The organism is Cupriavidus sp. UME77 (assembly GCF_014170355.1).
GTDB classification, from domain to species: Bacteria; Pseudomonadota; Gammaproteobacteria; order Burkholderiales; family Burkholderiaceae; genus Cupriavidus; species Cupriavidus basilensis.
The window spans coordinates 414,955-437,914 of sequence record NZ_LZZU01000043.1 but is presented as its reverse complement, the minus strand read 5'-3'; the positions used below and the strand labels follow the sequence as shown (position 1 = coordinate 437,914).

The window sequence follows — 22,960 nt, the reverse complement described above, 5'->3', positions numbered from 1 at the left end:
CAGCATCGCTGCGAGGGGAAACGGCCGGCGGCCCGTTGCCTTGGTCGGGGCGTGCGGCGCAATCAGCGTCAGAAACTCATCCCAAGGTACCGCGCGCTCCATCTCATCGAGAAACACGCGCTTGCGCGTGCGGCGGTTGCTCAGGTCCAGGCCAAGGTCAGTTTGTTTCATGCACTTATTGTCGCTGGAAAACCCCGCCATGAGCGCCCGGTCTGCGGCGAGTTTTGAACACCATCCCTAAGCGAGTCAAGCAGGAAGATTGCTGGTTATGACTTCCTGGCCAAGTTTCGTCGTAGTGAAAAGCAAAAAAGTTCAGGGATAAACAAGGAGGAGATTGAAGATGAAGTATGTAGTTGTCGGGCTCGCAACATTTGGTGCAATGATGAACGCTGTGTACGCGCAATCGAGTGTCACGTTGTATGGCGTTCTGGACACGAACATTGAGTACGCGCGAAATGTCGCAGGGAGCGCGAGTTCAGGGGATCGATTCTCCATGAGTACTACTGGTGGTCCCACAGGGCCGCGCTGGGGGCTCCGCGGCAGCGAAAGACTCAGTGAAAATCTGGATGCTGTCTTTACTCTAGAGAATGGATTCGGAGTTGATAACGGCGTTGCCCAGCAGGGAGGCAGGATGTTTGGGCGTCAGGCGTTTGTCGGATTTCGAAGCAAGCAGTATGGAACGCTGACTTTCGGGCGGCAGTACATCACCAGTTTCGATATGCTGGCGAACTTCGGACCCCTTGTGTACGGGACCACCTATGAGCCGATGGTCTATCAGCTTGGCACAAACGTTCGAAGCGACAATACGGTTAAGTACACGAACGTATATGGTCCGCTTTCAATCGGAGCGCATTGGTCGTTTGGGAACGGTGTCGCGGGGAATAATGGGGAAAATCCGGGGCAATTTCGCCGAGATACGGGTTATGGCGCGGGGATGAACTATCAGTTCGGGTCGTTTAATACCGCGATCATGTACGATCAGGCAAATCCAAGTCAATTCAGTCAAACTGGTGCGGTTCTTGGATCAGGCACGAATAAAAAGGCGGCTGTTGCCATGACCTATTCACTGTCGAAATTCACCCTGTTTGCGGGTTACAGGTGGGGGCAGAACAAGAATCAAGTGGGGCAAACGGTCTATCGAGACAACTATTACTGGACGGGCGCGCAGTATGCGATAACGCCGGCAGTGGTGCTGCAGTTGGGATACTACTATGCTGACGTAATTAAGAACAACAATACCAATCCGTCCAATCCATGGCAGATCGGCTTCCTTGCGAACTACTCTCTTTCGAAGCGAACTGATATCTATATCGGAACAGGATACTCAAAAAATGCCGGGTTGAACTTCGATGGATCCTATGTTCTTGCCCCGGGAAAGGACCATATGATGGCAGTTGCACTCGGGATGAAGCACAAGTTTTGATGAAATGGATAACGTGGATTACGGGTAATTCTTTGAGTTTGGAATGGTGCGATTTTGCATGTATCAATCAATCACATTGAAGACTCACGAGATAGGGTGATTAATATGAATACTTTGGCCTCATCTTCTGAAGATTGGCGGGGATCGAAGGCGGGAAAATACCAGGAATTTACGCGTGGTTGGCGCGCAATTGTTCTCGGATTTTTTGGTGTCGCAATCGCGCCGCTACCGGTATTTCTCTATATTTTTGGAACACTTGTTCAGCCGCTGCAAGAGCAGTTTGGGTGGAGCAGGCCGGATCTGCAGTTGTCTATCAGCTTTCTTTTTGCTGGGCTGGTTCTGGCAACTCAAATCGTAGGTTGGTTTAATCGTAGATGGGGTATGAGGAATGTAACTATATGCTCCCTCATCGTGCTGTCTATGACGTGGGCAATCATGCCGGTCATGCTCAGAACAACCACATCGTTGTATGCATTCGCTTTCCTTTTAACACTTCTGGGACTAGGCGCGACGCAAATTACATGGTCAAACCTGGTTGTCCTCTGGTTTGAGCGCAATAGAGGGATGGCTCTGTCTATGATCCTGTGTGGGTCGGGGCTCGCGGCTACGTTGTTTCCATTTATTGTGACTTCAGTCATTGGTCAATGGGGTTGGCGTAGCGCCTTTTGGCTGATGGCTGTGTTCCCTTTGGCAATCGTGCTTCCTCTAACCATATTTTGGTTCACGACGCCACGTGAACAGTCACCAGTGGATGCAGAGGCGGTGACGAATGTAGTGGCAACTGGACTTGCCTTTAAAGAAGGGGTTAGATCCGTACGGTACTGGGCTCTCACGGTTGCTCTATCTATAGTGGTGGCGTGTGTTTTGTCGATGATGAGCATATCTATTCCGATTCTGCGTGATAAGGGATTTTCCGCAGATTTGGCTAGTAAGATTTTTGGTGTAACCGGTATTTCGCTCATTGTTGGTCGTATCGTTGTTGGCTATATCATCGATCGAGTGTGGGCGCCGTTGGTTGGTGCGATTGTTTTTGTCATGCCGGCTGTCGGAGCTCTGATACTGGCAAATCTTTCATCTCCAGATGCTATGTTGGGTATTTTGGCGATGATCCTGGTTGGTATCGGAACGGGGGCAGAACTAGACTTGGGTGCATTTCTGGTGTCCCGCTATTTCGGAACCCGCGACTATGGACGCTTGTTTGGAGTCCATCTATCCGCGAACACGATTGCCAGTGTGGCTGCTCCCCTGATTTTCAGTCGGGTGTATGTTGCAACGGGAACCTATGACTCCGCGCTGTTTATCTGTGCAGTCGGACTGTTTGGTGCCGCTATGATGCTCTTGACCCTGGGACGATACCCTCGATTTGAAGAGTGAGTTGACTGTCGTGCCCGGACACCGATGCCGATCAAATCAATTTGCTTGGCATCGGTGTCCGGTCGTTGGTCGAAGCATTGCTAAAGCCCAGGTAGCCGGTCGATGGATTGCTTCACGCTCTCCGAGCGTGAAGCAATCTCGACATGCCTTGGCCCTGAGCAAGCGGTGCACGTGAGCATGAGCCTTCCCGGAGACGGCACCCGATGTGTCGGGGCGAGGGCGCCTTGCGCGGACTTCCGCTGTAGACCCGGAAGAATGCACACTGCCCGGCCTGTTTTCGGTCGAAACGGAGGCGAGGTCGCCGGGTGGGATGTGGGTTCAGGGAGAATTCACGGACCTGGGCGACGACAACGGTGGTTGTAACCTTTGTCGGCCTGACTTACTCTTGCTCGAACGGTTTAGTATGTGTGGTGTCGGCCACAACATCCAACTGTTTCCGCAGAAGCGGCGACATTTTGGGCCGCCGGCTTCAGCGCTTGCTGTCGCTAGGCCGGCAAGCGATATCGTTTCGTTTTGAGGGGCGCGGCGAACCGGTAGTCGGAGTTGTCCGGGGCGGACTTTGTAGGGACCGCCCCCGCGCCCCTCGCACCCGTCTAGCGCACTAGCGTCAATCGCTTGCATACCCGAAGTGCTAGCTCGTATACTCCTCGTTGAATTTGGCCTGCCTTGCCAGTGCTCACTTATTGCGGCGGCGGTGTGCGCTTGCCCGCTTCTGCAGTTTGCATGCATTGCGTAGGCAAGGATACGGCCAGACTGGTGCCCCGGGTGCGAGAGGCGATTTTGGACGCCGATCAATTGAACAGTGTCCTCTAGAGGAAATTTTGGAATGCCGACAGTGAAGAAGGACGAGGACCTGGATGGTAAGCACGGCGTGCAAGCGGCAGAGACGGTATTGCAAATACTGAGCGCCTTTATCGATGCCGAGCCGATGCCAATGCTGAAAACTCTGGCCGAGAGGCTTGCGATGCATCCTGCAAAGGTACATCGTTACCTCGTCAGCCTGACTCGCATGGGCTATGTTGAGCAGGATCCTGGCACGAGCCGGTATCGGCTTGGTCCGCTTTCGATGCGTCTGGGCTTAGCCGCCATTTCTTCGGTGGATTCCATCAAAGTGGCGAAGCCGTTGATGCATGGTTTCTGCCAGGACTTGGGCCATACCACGATCTTGGCTATTTGGAACGGTGCTCCGACCATCGCGCTGATCGAAGCCGCGCCAGGTTTGATCACGCTGACCGCGCGAGAAGGCACGGTCCTGCCAATACTGAGATCTGCAATCGGCAGAGCATTTGGGGCGTGGATGCCTCGTGATAAGGTCGCAAATCTGTTGACAAAGGAACTCGCAGATATGCGCTCGAATCCGCAACCGGCCTGTCCCACAAACCTGAACGAGGCGGAGGAGCTTTTCGCCGATATTCGCAAGCGTGGTGTTGCCAGGGTAACGGGTCAGCTCGCCACCTCGTTCCATGGATTGGCTGCGCCGGTATTTCATGGCTCCGGCGATCTGGCGGCGGTGCTTTGCGTTCTTGGCTCTGCGAGCAGCCTCGACTCAGCCTGGTCCGGCCCAACGGCGAAAGGCTTAGTCAAAGCTGCAGCTACGCTTTCAGCAGGACTTGGATACGGAACGTCCGCTTAGGAAATATGCGCCACACGACAAACTCAGTCGATGGTGGCGGCGAGTTCTTGACGCGTGAACTCCGCAATGCTGGATGACCCGGCGACCAATGCGCGCCCGATGCACCGATGCCAGTAGGTCTCGCTACCCGCGGCAATGCGCCATGCATGCAGGCGGCGCGTATGCAATTGCAGGTCGCATTCCTCGGTAATTCCCATGGCGCCGTGAATGGCGTGTGCGAGCGAAGCTACTATTACTGCAGCCTCGCTCGTGCGTGCCTTCGCAACAGCCGCTAGCAGCATCTCGGGCCACGGTGTAGTTCCGGCACACGCCATGCGTACTGACATGCGCGCGGCTTCCACTTGCTCGGCAAGCACGGCGAAGTGGTGCTGAATGGCCTGAAACTTCCCAATCGAACGACCGAATTGCTGCCGTTCATTTGCGTATGTCAAGGTCTCGGCGAACACGTGACGGACGGCCCCGGAAATTTGCGCCGCCAGCACCAAAGCCTCGATCACGCGCAGATCATGCGTCGAATTGAACTGAAGTGAGGCCTCGAAATTGGCTGGCCAGTGCATTCGGATGTCGGTGGCAACGGTGCCCAGCGTGTCGTGCCTCGCCTCTTTCGTGTCAAGTAGTTTAAGTGCTTGGCCATCGCTCAGGAGTACCCAATCGGCAACGGCGCCGTAGAGAACATCCGCCGCGTCAGCCTTTCCCGTGGCAAGAGCAATGGAGCCCGCCGGTGGGATGTGGCCTGCGTCGGCGATTAACGCTCGAGCCATGACGGTTTGCGCCAACGGAATCGGCACTGCATGGCGCCCACAGGCCTCGAAGATTGCCAGGGCATCGCACATACCGAGTCCTGCCCCGCCCTTTGACTCCGGTAGGAGGGCGTCGCAGAACCCGGACTCTTCGACTGTCCGCCATAGCGCCGCGCTCGAAGCCCCGCCCTCGATCATTCGTACCACGTGGGGGGGAGAATGGTCATTGAGGAGTTGCTCGATCGAATCTGCTAATAAGTTATCACTCATCGTAGTTCCTTAACGAAGGCCGATGCCGCGCGCGATCATTCCACGCAGCACCTCTCGGGTGCCTCCACGCAGCGAAAAGGCCGGCGCGACCTGCGTCAGATATGACAGAGTACGTTGCAATTCCAGGTCAGGCTGCATCTCTGGATCTGCGTGAATTGCGTCGGCAAGTGCGGCGGGCAAGGACTGCTCGAACGTGGTTCCGAGATCCTTAACCAGCGCGGCCCCCACAACAGGGCTTTCACCGGCCGCAAGCAGGGCAGTTACCCCTATGGAAAGCGCGCGCAACACTGCCAAATCAGAGGCGATCGATCCAGTCAACGCAAGCTGCGCGTCGGTTGGTGCTTCTTGGGCGCGTAGCCAGTCGAGCCAGGGTTCCATCAGCACAATACTTGAATAGATCCGCTCAGGTCCGCTGCGCTCATATGCCAGTTCAGCAGTGACTTGTTGCCAGCCGGCCCCTTCGGTGCCGATCAGTGCTTCTTCCGCCAATTCAACGTTGTCGAAGAAGACTTCCGAGAAATGCGCATCGCCGGACAAGTCTTTGATCGGACGCACCGTAACGCCCGGCAGGGAGAGGTCGACAATCAACTGGGACAAACCTTTCTGGCGATCTTCTACGGTACCGGAGGTGCGTACCAAGGCGATCATGTACTGCGATCCAGGAGCATGTGTCGTCCAGATCTTCTGGCCATTGAGGCGCCAGCCTGTGGGCGTCCTGAAGGCTCGTGTGCGCACGCTGGCCAGGTCAGAGCCCGTGTTTGGCTCACTCATCCCGATACAAAAAAATGCCTCGGCTCTACAGATGCGCGGCAAATAGTATGCCTTTTGCGCTGTCGTGCCATACTTGGCAAGCAGTGGGCCGCTCTGGCGTTCAGTGATCCAGTGCGCCGCCACTGGCGCGCCGACGGCCAGTAATTCTTCAGCTAGAACGAAGCGTGCGAATGGCGAGCGCCCACCTCCGCCGAACTCGGGGGGCAAGGTAATGCCGATCCAGCCGCGAGCAGCGAGTGCGCGGCTGAACTCCAGATCGTACGCGGCCCAAGAGCGCGCGCGCCGATGCGGCGGAAGATGGTGGACGTGCTCGCGCAGAAAGTCGCGCACTTCCTCGCGGAGCGTCTCATCCTCTGCCGGGATTGAGGCAATTTGCAGGGTATCGATCATGGTCGCATGGATGATGGGAGGTGCCGCACGGTGGTGACAGCTATGGGCGAAGAGTACGTTGGGGCTGCGCTGGCCGTCTAATACAATCTCGGCTCGCCCCTATATCGATTGTGTATAGCTGGCTCGATCCTACGCCCGTCACAACCTGCACGATCGCCATTGCAATTGGGGTGGGTTCCAGCTAGTCGAACAATCCACCACCGGAGTTTTCATGCATCGCTTGCGCTCATTGGACTTTCGCCGAATCCAGCATTTCGTTGTGCTGGCGGAGACGCTCAACTTCAGCCGGGCGGCGGACCGATTGCACATGGCACAACCTCCTCTTTCTGTTTCGATTCGGAAACTTGAGTCCGAGCTTGGGGCGGCCCTTTTTGTGCGCCGCCCGCAAGGCGTTTCCCTTACGCCGACGGGTAACTTGCTCTTGCCCCACGCTCGCAAGATCATCTCGGATTCCAACCAACTCTTCGAGATTGCAAGAGACGCTGCTGTGGGCGCGCGAGGGACCTTGAGGATCGGCTTCGTAGGCTCGTCAACCTATGGGACGCTTCAGCGAGTACTGTCGCCTTTCCGAGAAAAATTCCCCAACGTACAGCTTGTCCTACGAGAAGCGACATCGGCAAGGATCGTTCGGGAAGTGGGGCATGGGGAGATGGATATCGGTCTGGTGCGCACACCACTACTGCTTGCCTCGTCAGTAGCTCTCATCGAACTCGAGCGGGACGCTCTTGTTGTCGCGTTGCCGATTGACAATCCGCTGGTGCATAAGCCGCACCTGTCCGTCGCAGATTTGGCGCATGAAAGCTTCATCATGTATAGCTCTGCTGACGCGGTTGGCTTGTACACGGCCGCAACACTGACGTGCGAGAAGGGGGGATTCTTGCCCCGCATTGCGCAGGAGGCCATTCAAATTCAAACGGTGCTGTCCTTGGTTGAGAGTGGCCTGGGCGTAGCGCTGGTGCCTTCGGTAGTCACCCGACACACGAGCGATCAATTGGTGTACCGGCGCTTTGATGTCGTTCCTTCGACAGCACATGTAGGGCTGGCGCTCGCCTATTTGCCCGACAACGAGAATGCCGCAGTACGTAACTTCTGTGACCTGGCGCTCCAATCATTTGGCTAAACGCGCCCGGCGGCGTGCGCCCTCCGCCGGGGATCATTTTGTGGTTGCGTATTGCGTAAGTAGGTTACGTAAAGCATAATTACGGGAAGATTCTCGATTCGGATGCCAGGATGGACATCGATCCCATCTTTCCGCAGGACGATGACAAGCGAGGCGTCCTGACTGGGGAGACGGCCTTACGGCTACTCTCCGCGTTCCTCGATTGCGAAGCCTTGCCAATGCTAAAGACCCTTGCTCTGCGTGCGGACATTCATCCGTCGAAGGCCCACCGTTATCTCGTCAGTTTGTGCCGCCAAGGGTATGTAGAGAAAGACAAGGCATCCAATCGCTACCGGCTCGGATCCACAGCGCTCAGGCTCGGATTTGCCGCCCGAGCGGTGATGGATGCGGTTTTTGTGGCACGGCCTCTCATGCCGTCGATCTGCAAAGACATGGGATGTACCGTGGCGCTGGCCCTCTGGTGCGAGCAAGGGCCGACAATTGCACTGGCGGAGTCGGCGCGTGGCCCGTTCACATTTGCCGTAGCGGAAGGGACCATCTTGTCACTTGTTGGGTCGGCGATCGGGGAAACATTTGCCGCATGGCTTCCGCGAGCCAAGGTGTCCGCAACACTGGAGACGGAGCTAGCGATCTTGAGTTCGTCACGGATTCCGGGATGTCCGGCGAACTTGCTTGAGGCTGAGCAGATTTTTGCGAAGATCCGAGAACGCGGCTTGGCGCGGTCCATCGGACTCCGTGAGCCCGATGTGCATTCTCTTGCCGCGCCGGTCTTTGCCGCTTCCGGAGACCTGGCTGCAGTGTTGTGCGCAGTTGGATCTTCTTCGGGATTCGATTCCTCCTGGTCGGGCCCAGTCGCCCGCGGTGTGTCGGCTTCCGCCGCCGTGATCTCGCGTAAGCTAGGGCACATATGAAGCCTATGCGCGGCATGCTATAGCGCCTTCCGTCTAGGCAACGGAGCGACGAGAAAAGGCTCGACCAAGGCGCAACAAGGCGCAGGTCACATCCCGATCGCAGATCGAAATCCGTGCCACGTGCATGCATCTGGCAAAGGGACTGCCGCCAGGTGGGGGACTGCGAGGTGCGAGCGCCAATTTCTTGGCGGCGAACTCTGTCAAGTTCATCTGTCCTGTGCATATGGGCTAACTATTCAGGGTTCCCAAGTTCGCGACAGAACAGGAACAACCACCGTCATGCCCGCGAATACGCATCCAAAGGGCACGTGGGCGGGAATTCGGCGTTTTTAAAGCCACTGTGTTCCCGCTTTCGCGGGAACGACAAGCATGAAGCGTTGTCGTGAATTTCGGAGTCCTCAATAGGAGCGGAGATGCCACCCTCCGTGGTGCCATGTGCAGCGAGGCCAGTGCCATTCAGCATTGGATACAACTACGTAGAGCCCCGGGCTTGACAACTTGCTAACCTCAAAATTACTATACTCGTAACATAATTATGCAAAACGTAATTATTGTGTGGAGTCACCCTCGTTCTGCTCGGCTGCACAGTCAGGCCAGCACCAAGAGACAAATCAGTAAGGAGACAAAGCGATGAACCAACATCCTCAAAGCGCGTTGACGGAAGCCGATATCGAGACCTACCGCAAGGACGGGGTGGTGTGCTTGCGAGGGCTTCTGGATGCGGAGTGGATCGAGCATTTGCGGCGCGGGGTGGAAGTGGCGCTGGAGCATGCGGACCGCAGCCCGAACGCGCGCAATATTGCGGCGGAGGCGGGCAAGGCAGGGCGCTTTCACAATGAACAGTCGCTATGGAGGACGCATGATGGCTTCATGCAGTTCATCCAGGATTCGCCGATTGCGGAGGTGGCGGCGAGGCTGAGCGGCAGCCAGGGCGTGCGGCTTTACAACGACCACCTGCTGGTCAAGGAGCCGGGGACGGACGCACCGACGCCCTGGCATCAGGATGGCACGTACTTCCGGCTGACCGGGGATCAGATTCTTTCGGTTTGGGTGGGTCTGGATCCTGTGCGCCGGGAGACTGGCGCGATGAGCTTCGTCAAAGGATCTCACGCCTGGAACAAGATGTTCCGGCCTAAGGCCTTTGCCACGGGCAGCGATCGTGAGTCGGATGCGTTCGATGGCCCGCTGCCGGACATCGACGGGAATCCCGAGGAATTTCCGACGGTGTGCTACGAGATGGAGCCGGGCGACGTGACGATCCATCACGCGTTGACGATTCATGGGGCGCTGGGCAACAGCTCCTCGACGGTGCGCCGGCGCGGGTATTCGATCCGCATGGCGGGTGACGATGTTCGCTATGCGGACCGCAAGTGGACTTCCTACGTGATCGGTGAGGGGCTGCGCGACGGAGACCGGATTGACGGCCACGCCGACTTCCCGTCGCTGTGGCCGCGCGTGGGCGCGAAGGGCTGAGCGGGGCGCGAAGCGCCAGAGTGTGTAGCCGGGGTGTCCTCGCCGAGCAGGCGGGGCGCCGCGAGGCGTTGTTGTTGGGGGTTGCCTGCGAAGGCAAGCGCCGATTATGTCAGGAACATCAATGAACAAGCTGGGTACCGAGCGCGCCAGTCAAGCGCCAGTCCTGATCGTTGGTGCCGGCCCGGTTGGATTGGGGCTGGCGCTGGAACTTGCCTACCGCAATATCCACAGCATCCTCGTTGACCAGGGCGACGGCGTGGTGCGGTATTCGAAGATGGGCCACGTCTCGGTGCGTTCGATGGAGCACTGTCGGCGCTGGGGTGTTGCTGAAGCCGTGCACAATTGTGGCTTTCCGCGGGACTACCCGTTGAATCAAGTGTTCTGCACGAGTCTGAATGGCCAGCACATCGGGACGCTGGAGTATCCGAGCATTGCGCAGGAGCGCACGACCCATGATGTGAGCCCGGAGCACAAGCAACGCTGTCCTCAACTGTGGTTCGACCCGATCCTGGCCAAGGCCGCGGCGGCGCGCCCGGAGATCGTGCAGCGCTATCGCACGAAGCTGCGGGGGTTCGAGCAGGACGGCTCGGGTGTGCGCGCGCAAGTCGAGGATCTGGAGAGCGGCCAGATTGAGACGATCACGGCCGAGTATATGGTGGGCTGTGACGGTTCGGGCAGCACGGTGCGCCAGGGCTTGGGCATCGAGCTGGAGGGGGATGCGGTGCTCAGCTACTCGGTGGGGATCTACTTCACGGCACCGGACCTGATCAAACACCACCGCATGGGGCCCGGCTCGCGTTACTGGCTGGTTGGAGAAGAGGGAACCTGGGGCAACCTGACGGTGGTCGACGCGAAGGATATCTGGCGGCTGACGGTGATTGGCGGCCAGCAACGGGTGGAGGCGAAGGACTTTGACGCCCACTACTGGCTCCAGCGCTGCCTGGGCAGTAAAGACATTCCTTACCACATCGACGCGGTGCTGCCATGGCGAAGGAGCCGGCTGCTGGCGAACCGCTATGGCAAGGGGCGTGTGTTCCTGGCTGGCGATGCGAGTCATGTGAATGCGCCCAATGGTGGCTACGGCATGAACACCGGGCTCGGGGATGCCGTCGACCTTGGCTGGAAGCTGCAAGCGGTGCTCGAAGGCTGGGGTGCAGAACAGTTGCTGTCGGCTTACGAGAGCGAGCGCCGACCTGTGGGGCAAAGGAATGTGGACGCGGCGGCGGTGAACTTCTCGCTGACGCGGCCAAAGCTGTCCTATGCGCATGTGGAGGAGGAAGGCTCGCGCGGAGAGGCCGCGCGGGCCATGCTCAGGCGGGACATGCTGGACGGGACCCGCCAGGAGTGGGAAACGCTGGGTGTGCATCTTGGCTACCGGTACGAAGGCTCGCCGCTTATCTGGAGCGATGGGACTGCGGCCCCACCCGATGACCTGTCGGAGTATGTACCCTGCGCGCGGCCGGGCCATCGGGCGCCGCACATCGGGCTGGGTGACGGGAGATCGATCCTGGATCTGTTTGGCAAGGCGTTCGTGATGCTGTGCCTGGGCGACGGTGCTGCGCCCGCAGGCGAGACAGCATTGGCGGGCGTGCAGGCGGCGGCGGCGGAGTTGAAGATGCCGTTCGAGATCCAGGTGGTGCCTGATCGCGCGGCGCATGTGTTGTATGAGCGGCGCTTTGTGCTGGTGCGCCCGGATGGCCATGTCGCGTGGCGTGGTGATGCCATCGACATCGATCCCCACGCGCTCATGCGAACCGTCGCTGGGTGGGATGCTCAAACGCTTCTGGAGCCGGCAGACCACAACCTCGCTCTGAGCAAGTAGCCAACTCAAGCAAATGCCAAGTTCAAAGTCAGCGCCGCTGACACCGTCAGAATTCATCGGAGAAAATATGAAGCGCTATGACAATTTCATTGATGGAGAATGGGTGGCTGCGCAGGGTACGCGAGCCAACATCAATCCGTCGAATACGAATGACATTATCGGCGAGTTCGCTTCAGCAGGCGGCGACCACGTGCGTCACGCTATTGCCGCGGCAAACGCTGCCTTTCCGGGCTGGGCAGCATTTCCGGTGCAGCAGCGCGCCGATATTCTGTTGCGTGCATCGGAAGCGCTGCGCAACGATAGCAAACGACTCGGGGAGTTGCTGGCGCGGGAGCAAGGCCGGCCGCTCGTGGAGGCCGTAGGTGAGGTCATTCGCGCTGCCCAGATTTTTTCATTCTTTGCCGGCGAAGTTGTGCGAACGGGGGGGGAAATTTACCCGTCTACGCGTGTCGGTGGTGAAGTCTATGTCACGCGCGAACCGTTGGGCGTAATTGGCATGATTACCCCTTGGAATGTGCCAATTGCAATTCCTGCATGGAAAATTGCGCCCGCGTTGGCATATGGAAACTGCGTGGTGCTGAAGCCGGCAGAATTGGTGCCGGCTAGCGCGTGGGAACTGACTCGTATCCTCAGTGAGGCAGGTTTGCCAAAGGGCGTGCTCAATCTGGTGATGGGCAGCGGACGCGAGGTCGGTGCTGCATTGCTGGAGTCGCCCGACATCCAAGCCGTCAGCTTTACTGGATCGGTTCAAACGGGCCGGCAGATAGCAATTCAAGCGGTCCAGACCGGGAAAAAAGTCCAGACCGAAATGGGTGGAAAGAATCCGCTGATCATTCTGGATGACGCCGACCTGGACATCGCTGTTGATTGCGCCATCGATGGCGCATTCTTCTGGACCGGCCAAAGGTGCACCGCTTCAAGTCGGCTTGTGGTGACACGCGGAATTCACGACGCCTTCGTCGAGAGAATGACGAAGCGCATGGCCGATCTGAAGATTGACAATGCATTGAAGCCAGGTACCGAAATCGGTCCGGTGGTTGATGAGCGTCAACTCGAGCAGAACCTGCGCTACGTAGAAATTGCAGGCAGCGACGGGGGTGAGGTTGTTGGCGGTCAGCGGTTGGAGCGCGATGCTCCGGGCTTCTATATGGCGCCAGCGCTGGTCCTGAACACGAACAACGCTATGCGCATCAATCGCGAAGAGGTGTTTGGCCCCGTTGCTAGCGTGATTAAGGTAAGCGATTACGACGAAGCTCTGCACGTGGCGAACGACACAGAGTTCGGGCTGTCTTCGGGCATTTGCACCCAGTCCCTGTCACGGTCTACGCACTTCCGTCGCCATTCGAAGGCGGGCACCGTAGCGGTCAACTTGACCACAACCGGATCTGAGTATCACGTCGCCTTCGGTGGGCGAAAGGGTTCAAGCTACGGCGCACGCGAGCAAGGGCGTTACGCGATTGATTTCTACACATCAATCAAGACATCTTACGTACGGGCCTGAAGTAGAAATCAAGGCGTTTTGTGCGGTCCGGCGGCACCTGGCCCGAAATGAACGGCTACCTGCAGGCGCAGTGCTTGCAGGATTGCGTTCTGCAGCGCTATGGAAGTGATGCAGCGGCGCAATAGCATTTCTGTTCTCGGGCCGATACGACAAATCAGTTTTTCAGATGATCAGAGAGTTCGTATGTCAGAAGTAGCAGAATTCGACCCACGCAAAACGGCCATCCTTGCTATGGATTGGCAGGCGTCGATCCTCGGATTCCTTAGCGATCCTGGCTCTGTGCTGGCCAACGTCGGCCGCGCAATCACAGCAGTGCGGAAGATGGGGGGCAAAGTCGGTTACGTGCGCGTGGCGTTCGAAGATGCGGACTACGGCGCCTTCCCGTCGCATAGTGCAATGGGTGCCCGCATAAAGGCGGCTGGCCCCAACATGCGCGCTGACTCTTCGCAGACCGCGGTCCATGCATCCATCGCCCCCCAGTCTGCCGACATCGTGGTTCGAAAAACTCGTGTCGGGGCGTTTTCCACTACTAATCTCGATGCCCAACTCAAGCTCGCAGGTGTGGAGACGCTAGTGCTGACCGGAGTTCACTCAAGTGGAGTAGTTCTTACCGCCGTGCGGGAAGCACATGATCTGGACTACCGCGTCATAGTACTCTCGGACGCCTGCGCCGATCCGGATGAGCAAGTCCACGAGTTTCTCATATCCACGATATTTCCACGCCAGGCCACCGTTATGACAGTCGCTGAGCTTGTTGGGCGATTGGATGCCGCTTGAGTGGATTATTGATATTGCGCCTTATCTATTTGAAGAGGAGATGCCATGCTTGCTCCATGCGACAAGCTTGAAATCATAGCTCTCTACGCAGCCTACAACCGGGCGATCGATGGTGGTGATGCTGCTGCCTGGGCTCGCACTTTCGTCGAGAATGGTGTCTTCGAACACCCGATGCGTGGCTACCGCGGCACCACGCAGCTCGAAGGCTTTGTTCTGGAGCGGACGGAAAAGCTCGCGACCCATCCGGTCGCTCACCAACGGCACTGGAATGACGCGCTCCGATTGGACGGGGACGGCGGCATCGCTACCGGTACGTGCGATTTGATCGTCGCCGGCGTGAAGCGTGATACTGCCGCGCCGCTAGTGCTAGCAAGCGGCAGCTATCGTGACGAGCTCGTCAAGGTTGGCACCGAGTGGCGCTTCAGCAAGCGGACGCTTCAATTGCGCTAGAGAAGGCTCCCAGGGGTTGCCTGTGCATCATGTGCGTCTGTGCAGTCGCCGGGTCAATCCGAACACGGAGGTCAAGTAATCAATAATCGGGGCGACCGGTAGAGTGCCTTCCCGCTATCGCGTGGGCCCGCGCTTTGATAATCACTGGCGCAAGCACCCGACAAGTTTCTTCGCATTCCTTGTAGGTTATCGAGAAGATCATGGAAAAATTTCTGAGAGTTGAGCGCGACGGCAACATCATGGTGCTTACGATGAGTCAGCCTGAAACGCGAAATGCGCTCACGGGAAACACTGCGGTTGAGGAACTCCTGCAGGCCTGCAATGACGCTTCGATGGATCCGAGCGTGCGTGTGGTGATACTCACGGCAGAGGGGACCGTCTTCAGCTCTGGCGGGAATGTAAAAGATATGCTTCGGTACCAGCAAGAGAACCTGTCGCCCGATGCCATCCGAGAGGAGTATCGTCGAGGCATTCAGCGTCTTCCGAAGGCACTATATGAGCTCGACGTGCCCATCATCGCAGCGATCAACGGGCCTGCTATCGGTGCCGGCCTTGATCTTGCAACGATGTGCGATATCAGAATCGCATCAGATAAGGCTATCTTTGCAGAGAGCTTCGTCAAGGTTGGCATTGTCCCTGGGGACGGGGGAGCATGGCTGCTACCGCGCACGGTGGGCAGGTCCAAGGCCGCGGAAATGGCCTTCACCGGGGAGGCGCTTAGTGCTGAGGAAGCACTGGAATGTGGCTTGGTCTCACGTCTTGTTCCTCACCACACACTGATGGATGAGGCGAAAGCACTTGCGCGAAAGATTGCTGCAAATCCCGGGGGCGCTTTACGCATGACGAAGCGACTGCTGCGGGAGGGCGAGCGTAGTTCGCTGGGCTCGCTCCTGGAGCTCTCTGCAAGTTTCCAGGCGCATGCCCATATGACGACGGATCATCACGAAGCCGTCAATGCGTTTATCGAGAAAAGATCTCCCCGGTTTTCCACCTGAGAGTCTGTTTGAAAAATCAAGACTAAGTAACTACGGGCCGGTGCCACCAGGGCGCACGAGACACCGGCATGTGGTGCTTCGAACCTGGTCGCGCGCGATCCGTGGGGTTCGGACCCGTTTTTCGCCCGCCCCCACAGCGTACCGACGACGGATTGACCGCTGCTCGTGGCGTTGTTGCGTAAATCGAGTTTGAAGGAAAAGGGGCTCGTGTGGTCTTGAGTTCATGCGATGCGGACGGACTGAGGGCGAGCGAGCGCTGCCATGCGGTTCAGCACGCCGAGGCGGATCGCCACCTCGGCGGCAGAGGCCCTTGCAGCCACCGGCCGACGGGAGTTGCCGGGAAGGTATCGGCCCACCAGAGTCGCCAGCGCTTGAGGGTGATCCAACTGACATTCGGCAGTGCCTCGAAGCTGGAGCCGTGGGTACGGCTCGATCGCAGCACCAGGATGATGGCCAGGTAGACCCGCCGGCCCAGGAACCGCACCGATGCCGGTGTCGTGCGTTTGCGGCAATCGGCGCAGCAAAGGCTCAGGCGCGCGCAGCAGTCCGGATGTGCCGCCGGCGGGCATCCTCGCGGTTTGCGCGGATAGTCGGCGCGATGAAGCGGCTGGCCACAATGGCAACAGCCATTCTCCTGAGCAGCTTGCATTGATAGATGAGGACCTATTGTGCTTATCTATGCTTCAACATCTAGACGGTACTGACCGGAGGCTTACAGCGTCGACGACAACAGCCTGAAGAACTTGATTCGTCGGCGGAGCGGTCAAGCGGCGGCTGGAACTACCAAACCTTTACGAACTGCCGGGCGGTCAAGGAATGCGCTGAGTGCGCCAGTCACGTTCGCATAGTTCTCCATACCCACGGTGTCTTTCAGGCCTTGGTTAGCGGCGATAAGGCGTACAGAGGAAAGCACCGCGATATCTACGATTGTGTATTCCTCACCCATCGTCCAGCGTCGTCCGTAGAGCCGCTGATTCAGCACCGCGAGGAGACGCTGCGTTTCCGAGATGTAGCGCTCGCGCGGCCTGGCATCGTCGATGTCTTTGCCCGCTCCGTTTACAAAGTAGACAAGCTGCGCGAACGTTGGAGAGATGCCGCTCGCTTGAAGTATCAGCCATTGAACAGCTTCGATTTTTTCATTGACAGCGCTTGGCATTAACTTCCCGCTCTTCTCAGCCAAGTAGAGGAGGATCGCCGCCGACTCGAATACCGTGATTGGCTTCCCGTCAGGCCCATTAGGGTCGAGGATCGCGGGGATTTTCTGGTATGGATTTATGGAGCGGAACTCGGGAGACAACTGCTCCTTTGCGGCGAGATTGACGAAGTGTGACTCGTAGGGGAGCCCCGTCTCCTCCAGCATGATGGAGGCCTTCGCTCTGTTTGAAGTCGGGTAAGAATAGAGCTGGATGCATTTGGGGTCTGCTGGTGGCCATTCTTCGGTCACCGCAAAGCTTTCTGGCGAGATCGTGAGCATCGTGATTGGCAGTCTTTCGGGTCAAAGAGAGCAGCAATTCAGCAAATGGAGATCGCACTTTCGACGTGAGCGGAAGCCTTGACGTGATCGCGTGCGTGCGGCTCGGCATCTCGGAAACGCCATCAGTTCCGAATCAATTGCGGTTGGCGCATAGGTTCCGGAGGGCGGCCAGAAGGTCAGCGATCTGCAACTCGGTTTCCTTGTCCTTCAACTGACCTTGCTCATTAAATTTCTTGTCAGCTTCTCCTATGAATACCTCTGGCCTTGAGACGGTCACGCAATTCATGCATTGGAGGACTTGTCGCAGGTGGTATTGGGCGCGCGCGGTTCCAAGTCGTCCGGTACTGGCGCCGATGATCGCGACGGGCTTACGTGACAAAACAGGATCAGGAGGTCGAGAGATCCAGTCTAGGGTATTCTTTAGTACACCCGGAATGGAGAAATTGTATTCTGGGCTGGCAAGTAGAACTGCATCCGCGCATCGCAACTGATCCTTGAGTTCAGTCACTTGATCGGGGCATCCGGCACGATAGATGTCGTCGTCATAGAGAGGAATTCCTCGAATATCTGCGATATGGATTCGCATCCCGGTCGGCGCCAACCGTTGGACCGCGCGAAGTGCCATTGCATTTAACGAATTTTGGCGAAGACTGCCAGATATTCCAACAATATTGAGCATATTGGATAGCTTTATGTTTTCCGTTCGGGAAAGTGCCAGAGCCATGGTCCGGCACGACTGCTATTTAAATTATGGAATGCGGAGGGGGGCAGGGGTGACAGCGGCCACCCGGAGCGACCGCAGGCCATCTATTTCGCGCTCGCTTTTGCTGAAGTTTCCGGCTTGGGATCCGGTGTGGCTTGGTCTGCAGTGGCCGCCGTCACCAGCCGGTCCACTTGCGTTTGCGGCAGTCCAAGACTATCCAGTATTTCGCGGGTGTGCTCGCCACTTCGCGGGGCGAAGCGATTCAGTCCGCATGGCGTTGCAGAATATCGAATCGCTGGTCGAATATGATGATAAGACCCCTCCGAGGGGTGTTCAACGACTTCAAACATCCCTGTGGCGACGAAATGCGGGTCGTTCCTGAGTTCATCCAGGCCAAGTACAGGCATGCAAGGAATGCCCACCTCGTCACAGTAGTCCACCCATTCCTTGGTTAAGAACCGGTCTGAGTGCTCTTCAATCAGGGTGTAAAGCTCATCGATATGAGTGACCCGATTCGAGATCGTTGCGAAGCGTTCCACGGTACATAGTTCACTTCGACCAATGAAGGCGAAGAAGTCCTTCCAGTTCTTGTCGGAGTACGGAAGGATGCATGCCCAACCGTCTTTGGTGCGGTAGGGCCGCCGCCGTGCCGACAACTGGCGCGCAAAGCCAGACGGTCCCATGGGCGGCTCGAATGCGCCGGCGCCAAAGTGCTCGGCCAGCATAAAGTCAACCGACACTTCGAACATCGGGACCTCGACTTCCTGGCCACCGCCGCCGCGCACGCGGTGCAAAAGAGCACCGAGCACGGCATAAGCGATGGCCTGGCCAGCGATCTTGTCGCACCACGCTGTCGGCGCATACCTTGGTTCGCCGTGGATAGCTGTGCCGAGCGCCGCAAAGCCGGAACCAGCCTGAAGCAGATCATCGTAGGCGGGCTTGTCGCCGTAGGGGCCCTCGCAACTGAACCCGCGTGCGGCACAAAGGACAAGGTTTGGCGCGACTTTCGAGATGGAGGCCCAGTCGAGGCCGAGTCGCCTTGCCGGGTTGGGGCGAAGATTGTGGATGAGCACGTCAGAGGAGGCGATGAGCTTGTCGAACGCGTCTCGAGCCAGTGGATCCTTCAAGTCAAGCTTCAGGCTGCGCTTGTTGCGGTGCAGGTTGAGGATGGAGCCTCCCATCCCTGGATGCCTTGCGGGGCCGTAGGCGCGGAAGCTGTCCCCTTCCGGCGATTCGATCTTGATTACATCTGCACCCATGTCGGCGAGGATGCGGGTCCCATAGGGACCCATGATGACCGTGGTGAGGTCAAGGATTCGGAATCCGGCAAGCGGCCCATTCAGTTGGGTGACAGAGTCAATCGTCATGCTGAGTCGTTTCTAAAGGGGGGGTGGTTGACGCAGGTTGTCTTCGGAATTATTGTATGAGAAATCGAATTATGCAATCCGTTATTTTGGCGTGTGCTGTAAAAGGCTGTGGCTACTCTGCGGCACACCAGCATGCGCGCAGCAATGCCGGATCTGCAGTGTGGTTGGAACACTGGCCGCGGGGGAGAGGGCGGGCGCTTAGTTCCAAGTGAGGTGAGCTTTCTCTCAGGTGCGGCGAGGCATCAACAGAAGCTCCGGGGTGCCGGGATGCCGCACTCTGCGCAGCGGCCGAGCTGCCTGTTCGTAGTCGGCCAGGCTGGAAATTGCAGTTACAAATAGAAGGAGACAAGGATATGCGCAGAAGAAATGTGTTGATTGCGGGCGCTTCGGTTGCAATGGGACTCAGTCTGCCGTGCATTGCGGCGGGCGAGCCGGAGTGGAAGCCGACGCGCCCCATCAAGTGGGTCCATCCAGCGGCACCAGGCGGGGCGTCGGATGTGTTGGCGAGGCTAATCATGGACCGGCTTGGGCAGCGGCTCGGGCAGCCAGTAGTGATCGAGTACAGGCCTGGCGCCGGATCGGCAATTGCAGCGGAGTATGTGATGCAGCAACCGCCCGATGGGCATGCGCTGTTCTTCACCACTACGACTTTCAACCTGAATCCGCTTATCAACAGAACACGCTACGATCCCCTCAAGGATTTCACGCAACTCATCCTTGTTGCCGACATCAACATGGTGCTCGCGGCTAATGCCTCGGGCCGCCGGTTCCGCTCGCCGCAGGAGTTGGTGGCGTGGGCCAGACAGAATCCGGGTCAAGCCTTCGTTGCATTGCCCAACAAAGGAGGCACTGGTGAGTTGATCGTCAGTCTGATCAACCTGGCGACAGGGGCGAAGCTACAGCCAGTGATCTACAAAGGCGGGGCGCCCATGATGACGGACGTGCTTGGTGGGCAAGTTCCGTTGGCTGTGGAAAGCATGGCGACCTTCGGCGAGTATGTGAAGAGCGGTCAAATTGTGCCGATCGTTGCGTCGGGTAAAAGACATCTTCCTGGTTACCCGCAGGTACCTACCCTGAACGAGACTATTGTTCCGGGCGCTGACATCAATGCGTGGTTCGCGCTACAAATGCCTCCGGGGGTGCCGCCCCGCATCGTTGCGCGGTTGAACCGCGAGATTAACGAAATCATTCGCGATCCCCAAGTTATTGAAGGCTTTGCGAGGGGGGGCGCTACGATGGTGGGAGGGACGCCGCAGGCGGCCGCGGAAACGATCGCCGCTCGTACGGAAGTCTTCAGAAAGATTATTAATGATGCGCATATCAAAGCCGAATAGCGTCGTCATCCCTACCGTCTAACGGTGCGCTGGTCGACCAAGGGGCATGGGCACGGTACTTACTGACATGTCAGCAGCCGTTCCCTGTTGCAGTCCTTGCCGGCCTACATGTGCCCGATAGGCGTTTGCCCCTCCCTGTGGGTGGTGAGTATGCGTACAGGGACCTTAATCGCGGGGCAGTTCGTCAGCGCCATATGGCCGACTACGCGGAAACGCCGAGTACCACGCCGGACAGGGCACGCCACGGTGATTCGCAGTTCGGCTAGCGAGCCATCACGGCCGGACTTGATCTTGCTGCGCTTGAAAGCGAGATGCCATTGTACGAATCCACTTTGCATATCCTCGCGCGGGCTCGATCCCACTCATAAAAGCACGGGCCTAGTGGTTTGTACGGAGTGGAATGATCTCACTCTGTAATTACTATATAGGTAATGCACTTACGAATACAGTAATATGAATCTGACGGGGGAACCAAACCAGTCTGTGCGCGCATTCGCGCTCGATGAGATTTGGGGAGTACTCGCTCGAGGTTAGCAGCGAACTTGACGGAGGGAGTTATGCAGAAAGCGATAGGGCTGGCCTCGATCTCTGATCTTGGCTGGGCGGTCGACGTGATAGGACTTTTTGCTCGATAACGTTGAGCCGAGCGATCGCCTGCGGTTGACTTCGACAGTGGTCACCGGTTTTGAGTAGTTACTGACTGCCCCAATTAGTTCGGACCGCCCCCGGCGCTGCCGCCGACCCTTTTGGTTTGCTGCTGCAGAACCTGTTGAACATCGATATGACGACAGCGCCTTACTGGGAACGGGATTAGATCCAGACCAAAAAACAGGAGTGAAGTAGCAATGACAAGCGACAACGAGCTATTTTCTGTGAACGGCAAGGTCGCGCTGGTTTCGGGCGGGACAAGCGGTATAGGCCAGATGATGGCGGAGAGCCTCGTCAAGGGCGGTGCCAAAGTCTATCTTGTCGCCCGTAACCCGGATGACTGTGCGCGCATTGCCGCCGAGCTAGCGGGGTTCGGTGAATGCCAGCCACTCCCGGGCGACCTGTCAACTCTCGCCGGTATTAAGGCCGTTGCATCTGCCTTTGCCCGCAGGGAGTCTTGCCTCAACATCTTGCTGAACAATGCGGGCATACATAAAGTCGAACCAATTGACGACTTTTCTGAGGAGTCTTGGGACTATTCGGTGAGTCTAAACTTGAAGGCAGCGTTCTTCATGGTGCAGACATTCCTGCCGCTGCTACGCAAAGGTGGAACCTCATGCGATCCGGCACGCATCGTCAATATTGGGTCGGGGCACGGGTTGCGAATTCCGCGATTCGAATCTTATGCCTATCAGGCGAGCAAGGCTGGCCTTCACCATCTGACCCGCTCGCTTGCCGGGCGGTTGGCGCGCGAGCGAATCACGGTGAACGCAATTGCGCCGGGTGTATTCCCTTCGCGCCTCACACAAGATTTCACTGAAGCGCAAGTAAAGGCCATCTCCGATAGCGTGCCGCTTGGCCGATACGGCCAGCCTGATGACGTTGCAGGCGTGATCCGCTTCCTGTGCTCGCGCGCGGGTGCTTACGTTTCCGCGACGATCCTGCCGGTCGATGGTGGGTGGGCGGGAGCCGCGTGATGGCGCGTCGACTCGAAGACAAGGTATGCGTTATCACCGGTACCGGCGGTGCCATCGGCGCGGCCAGTGCCCTTGCATTCGCGCGTGAAGGCGCGCTGGTTGTTGGGTGCGACCTGGTTCCCGAATCCGCTCGGTCAACGGCTACGCGCGTCCGTTCAACCGGCGGCACCATGGTCTCTCTGGAGCCATGCGATCTTTCGAGTGCCATCGATTGCACTCGACTGATCGAATTTGCGTTGGTGGAATTCGGGCGAATCGACGTCCTCTTCAACAATGCCAGCAAGCCGCATTATGGCTGGATGACCGATCACTCTGACGAGCATTGGTACAAGACAATCGACCACGAACTGCACAATGTCTATCTTTTGTGCAAGGCCGCCTGGCCTTCTCTCCGCGTGAGTGGGGGAAACGTCATCAATATGGGATCGATATCGGGCTGGATCGGACTTCCGGCATTACCCGGCATTGCCCATTCTGCCGCCAAGGCCGGAGTGATCGGCTTGACCCGGCATCTGGCAATGGAGGGGCGTGAAGCGAGGATCCGGGCAAACTCCATTTCGCCGGGCGTGATCGGAACTCCGGCAGTGCTAGCGCGCGCCGAGGATCCAGAATGGGCGGCGGCCATGACGCAGCGCATCATGGGTGGCAGATTTGGCACGCCGGAAGAAGTCGCAGCCGTCGCATTGTTCCTTGCGTCGGCCGAAAGTTCGTTTGTGAACGGTACGGACATCAGGGTGGACGGCGGCACGCTGGCCTGGTAGCCGGCGCTGCCTTAAAGACTGCCTTAAAGACCGCTTACGTTCAGGC

At 57.9% G+C, this 22,960-nt stretch carries 19 protein-coding genes and 2 pseudogenes; 14 read left to right on the top strand and 7 right to left on the bottom strand.

What is annotated here, in order from left to right:
* Positions 1-171 (bottom strand): annotated as a pseudogene (locus A9975_RS17075) (IS5/IS1182 family transposase); the annotation flags it as partial.
* A gap of 169 nt (positions 172-340) precedes the next feature.
* On the opposite strand from A9975_RS17075, the gene A9975_RS17070 reads away from it, so the two are divergent.
* The 3 genes from A9975_RS17070 to A9975_RS17060 all read left to right on the top strand — a co-directional run bounded on the left by A9975_RS17070 (position 341) and on the right by A9975_RS17060 (position 4,430).
* Positions 341-1,423: a porin gene (locus tag A9975_RS17070; RefSeq protein WP_174424075.1), complete on the top strand. Its 1,083-nt coding sequence runs from the start codon at positions 341-343 to the stop codon at positions 1,421-1,423.
* Positions 1,424-1,528: 105 nt separating this feature from the next.
* A complete protein-coding gene (locus A9975_RS17065) occupies positions 1,529-2,797 on the top strand; it encodes an MFS transporter (RefSeq protein ID WP_174424074.1) in 1,269 nt (422 codons plus the stop codon).
* 826 nt (positions 2,798-3,623) lie between these two features.
* The gene (locus A9975_RS17060; RefSeq protein WP_174424073.1) at positions 3,624-4,430 is read left to right on the top strand and encodes an IclR family transcriptional regulator; all 807 of its coding nucleotides are present in this window, start codon (positions 3,624-3,626) and stop codon (positions 4,428-4,430) included.
* A gap of 23 nt (positions 4,431-4,453) precedes the next feature.
* Here A9975_RS17060 and A9975_RS17055 read toward each other — a convergent pair whose 3' ends face one another.
* Together A9975_RS17055 and A9975_RS17050 are read right to left on the bottom strand one after the other, a co-directional pair.
* Positions 4,454-5,440 carry an acyl-CoA dehydrogenase gene (locus tag A9975_RS17055; protein ID WP_174424072.1) on the bottom strand — a complete coding sequence of 329 codons (987 nt, stop codon included), beginning with the start codon at positions 5,438-5,440 and terminating at the stop codon, positions 4,454-4,456.
* Positions 5,441-5,449: 9 nt separating this feature from the next.
* Positions 5,450-6,601 carry an acyl-CoA dehydrogenase family protein gene (locus tag A9975_RS17050; protein WP_174424071.1) on the bottom strand — a complete coding sequence of 384 codons (1,152 nt, stop codon included), beginning with the start codon at positions 6,599-6,601 and terminating at the stop codon, positions 5,450-5,452.
* 211 nt (positions 6,602-6,812) lie between these two features.
* Here A9975_RS17050 and A9975_RS17045 point away from each other — a divergent pair, with 211 nt between their 5' ends.
* The 8 genes from A9975_RS17045 (at position 6,813) to A9975_RS17010 (ending at position 15,650) form a co-directional block, all read left to right on the top strand.
* Positions 6,813-7,721 (top strand): LysR family transcriptional regulator, encoded by a 909-nt coding sequence (locus A9975_RS17045; RefSeq protein WP_174424070.1) that lies wholly within the window; start codon positions 6,813-6,815, stop codon positions 7,719-7,721.
* Positions 7,722-7,831: 110 nt separating this feature from the next.
* On the top strand, positions 7,832-8,632 hold the full coding sequence (locus A9975_RS17040; RefSeq protein WP_174424069.1) for an IclR family transcriptional regulator: 801 nt from the start codon (positions 7,832-7,834) through the stop codon (positions 8,630-8,632).
* Between the two features lie 630 nt (positions 8,633-9,262).
* The gene (locus tag A9975_RS17035) at positions 9,263-10,105 is read left to right on the top strand and encodes a phytanoyl-CoA dioxygenase family protein (protein WP_183033844.1); all 843 of its coding nucleotides are present in this window, start codon (positions 9,263-9,265) and stop codon (positions 10,103-10,105) included.
* A gap of 121 nt (positions 10,106-10,226) precedes the next feature.
* Positions 10,227-11,927 (top strand): FAD-dependent oxidoreductase, encoded by a 1,701-nt coding sequence (locus tag A9975_RS17030; protein ID WP_183033846.1) that lies wholly within the window; start codon positions 10,227-10,229, stop codon positions 11,925-11,927.
* 67 nt (positions 11,928-11,994) lie between these two features.
* A complete protein-coding gene (locus A9975_RS17025; protein WP_174428650.1) occupies positions 11,995-13,428 on the top strand; it encodes an aldehyde dehydrogenase family protein in 1,434 nt (477 codons plus the stop codon).
* 99 nt (positions 13,429-13,527) lie between these two features.
* On the top strand, positions 13,528-14,205 hold the full coding sequence (locus A9975_RS17020) for a cysteine hydrolase (RefSeq protein WP_174428651.1): 678 nt from the start codon (positions 13,528-13,530) through the stop codon (positions 14,203-14,205).
* Between the two features lie 45 nt (positions 14,206-14,250).
* Positions 14,251-14,655, top strand: a complete 405-nt coding sequence (locus A9975_RS17015; RefSeq protein WP_174428652.1) for a nuclear transport factor 2 family protein — start codon at positions 14,251-14,253, stop codon at positions 14,653-14,655.
* Between the two features lie 200 nt (positions 14,656-14,855).
* Positions 14,856-15,650 carry a crotonase/enoyl-CoA hydratase family protein gene (locus tag A9975_RS17010; protein ID WP_174428653.1) on the top strand — a complete coding sequence of 265 codons (795 nt, stop codon included), beginning with the start codon at positions 14,856-14,858 and terminating at the stop codon, positions 15,648-15,650.
* Between the two features lie 61 nt (positions 15,651-15,711).
* Here A9975_RS17010 and A9975_RS17005 read toward each other — a convergent pair.
* The 4 genes and pseudogenes from A9975_RS17005 to A9975_RS16990 all read right to left on the bottom strand — a co-directional run.
* A pseudogene (locus A9975_RS17005) lies at positions 15,712-15,816 on the bottom strand (IS5/IS1182 family transposase); the annotation flags it as partial.
* 597 nt (positions 15,817-16,413) lie between these two features.
* Entirely contained in the window at positions 16,414-17,124 is a 711-nt protein-coding gene (locus A9975_RS17000) for a glutathione S-transferase family protein (protein WP_183033845.1), read from the bottom strand.
* Positions 17,125-17,257: 133 nt separating this feature from the next.
* The gene (locus A9975_RS16995) at positions 17,258-17,848 is read right to left on the bottom strand and encodes an NADPH-dependent FMN reductase (protein WP_217447036.1); all 591 of its coding nucleotides are present in this window, start codon (positions 17,846-17,848) and stop codon (positions 17,258-17,260) included.
* Between the two features lie 83 nt (positions 17,849-17,931).
* Positions 17,932-19,194 (bottom strand): CaiB/BaiF CoA-transferase family protein, encoded by a 1,263-nt coding sequence (locus tag A9975_RS16990; RefSeq protein ID WP_174428655.1) that lies wholly within the window; start codon positions 19,192-19,194, stop codon positions 17,932-17,934.
* 353 nt (positions 19,195-19,547) lie between these two features.
* Here A9975_RS16990 and A9975_RS16985 point away from each other — a divergent pair, with 353 nt between their 5' ends.
* The 3 genes from A9975_RS16985 to A9975_RS16975 all read left to right on the top strand — a co-directional run bounded on the left by A9975_RS16985 (position 19,548) and on the right by A9975_RS16975 (position 22,914).
* Entirely contained in the window at positions 19,548-20,528 is a 981-nt protein-coding gene (locus A9975_RS16985; RefSeq protein WP_174428656.1) for a tripartite tricarboxylate transporter substrate binding protein, read from the top strand.
* Between the two features lie 845 nt (positions 20,529-21,373).
* Positions 21,374-22,153, top strand: coding sequence for an SDR family oxidoreductase (locus tag A9975_RS16980; RefSeq protein WP_174428657.1), 780 nt, complete (start codon positions 21,374-21,376; stop codon positions 22,151-22,153).
* Positions 22,153-22,914, top strand: coding sequence for an SDR family NAD(P)-dependent oxidoreductase (locus A9975_RS16975; protein WP_174428658.1), 762 nt, complete (start codon positions 22,153-22,155; stop codon positions 22,912-22,914). The genes A9975_RS16980 and A9975_RS16975 overlap by 1 nt, the downstream gene beginning before the upstream one ends.
* Positions 22,915-22,960 lie beyond the last annotated feature (46 nt).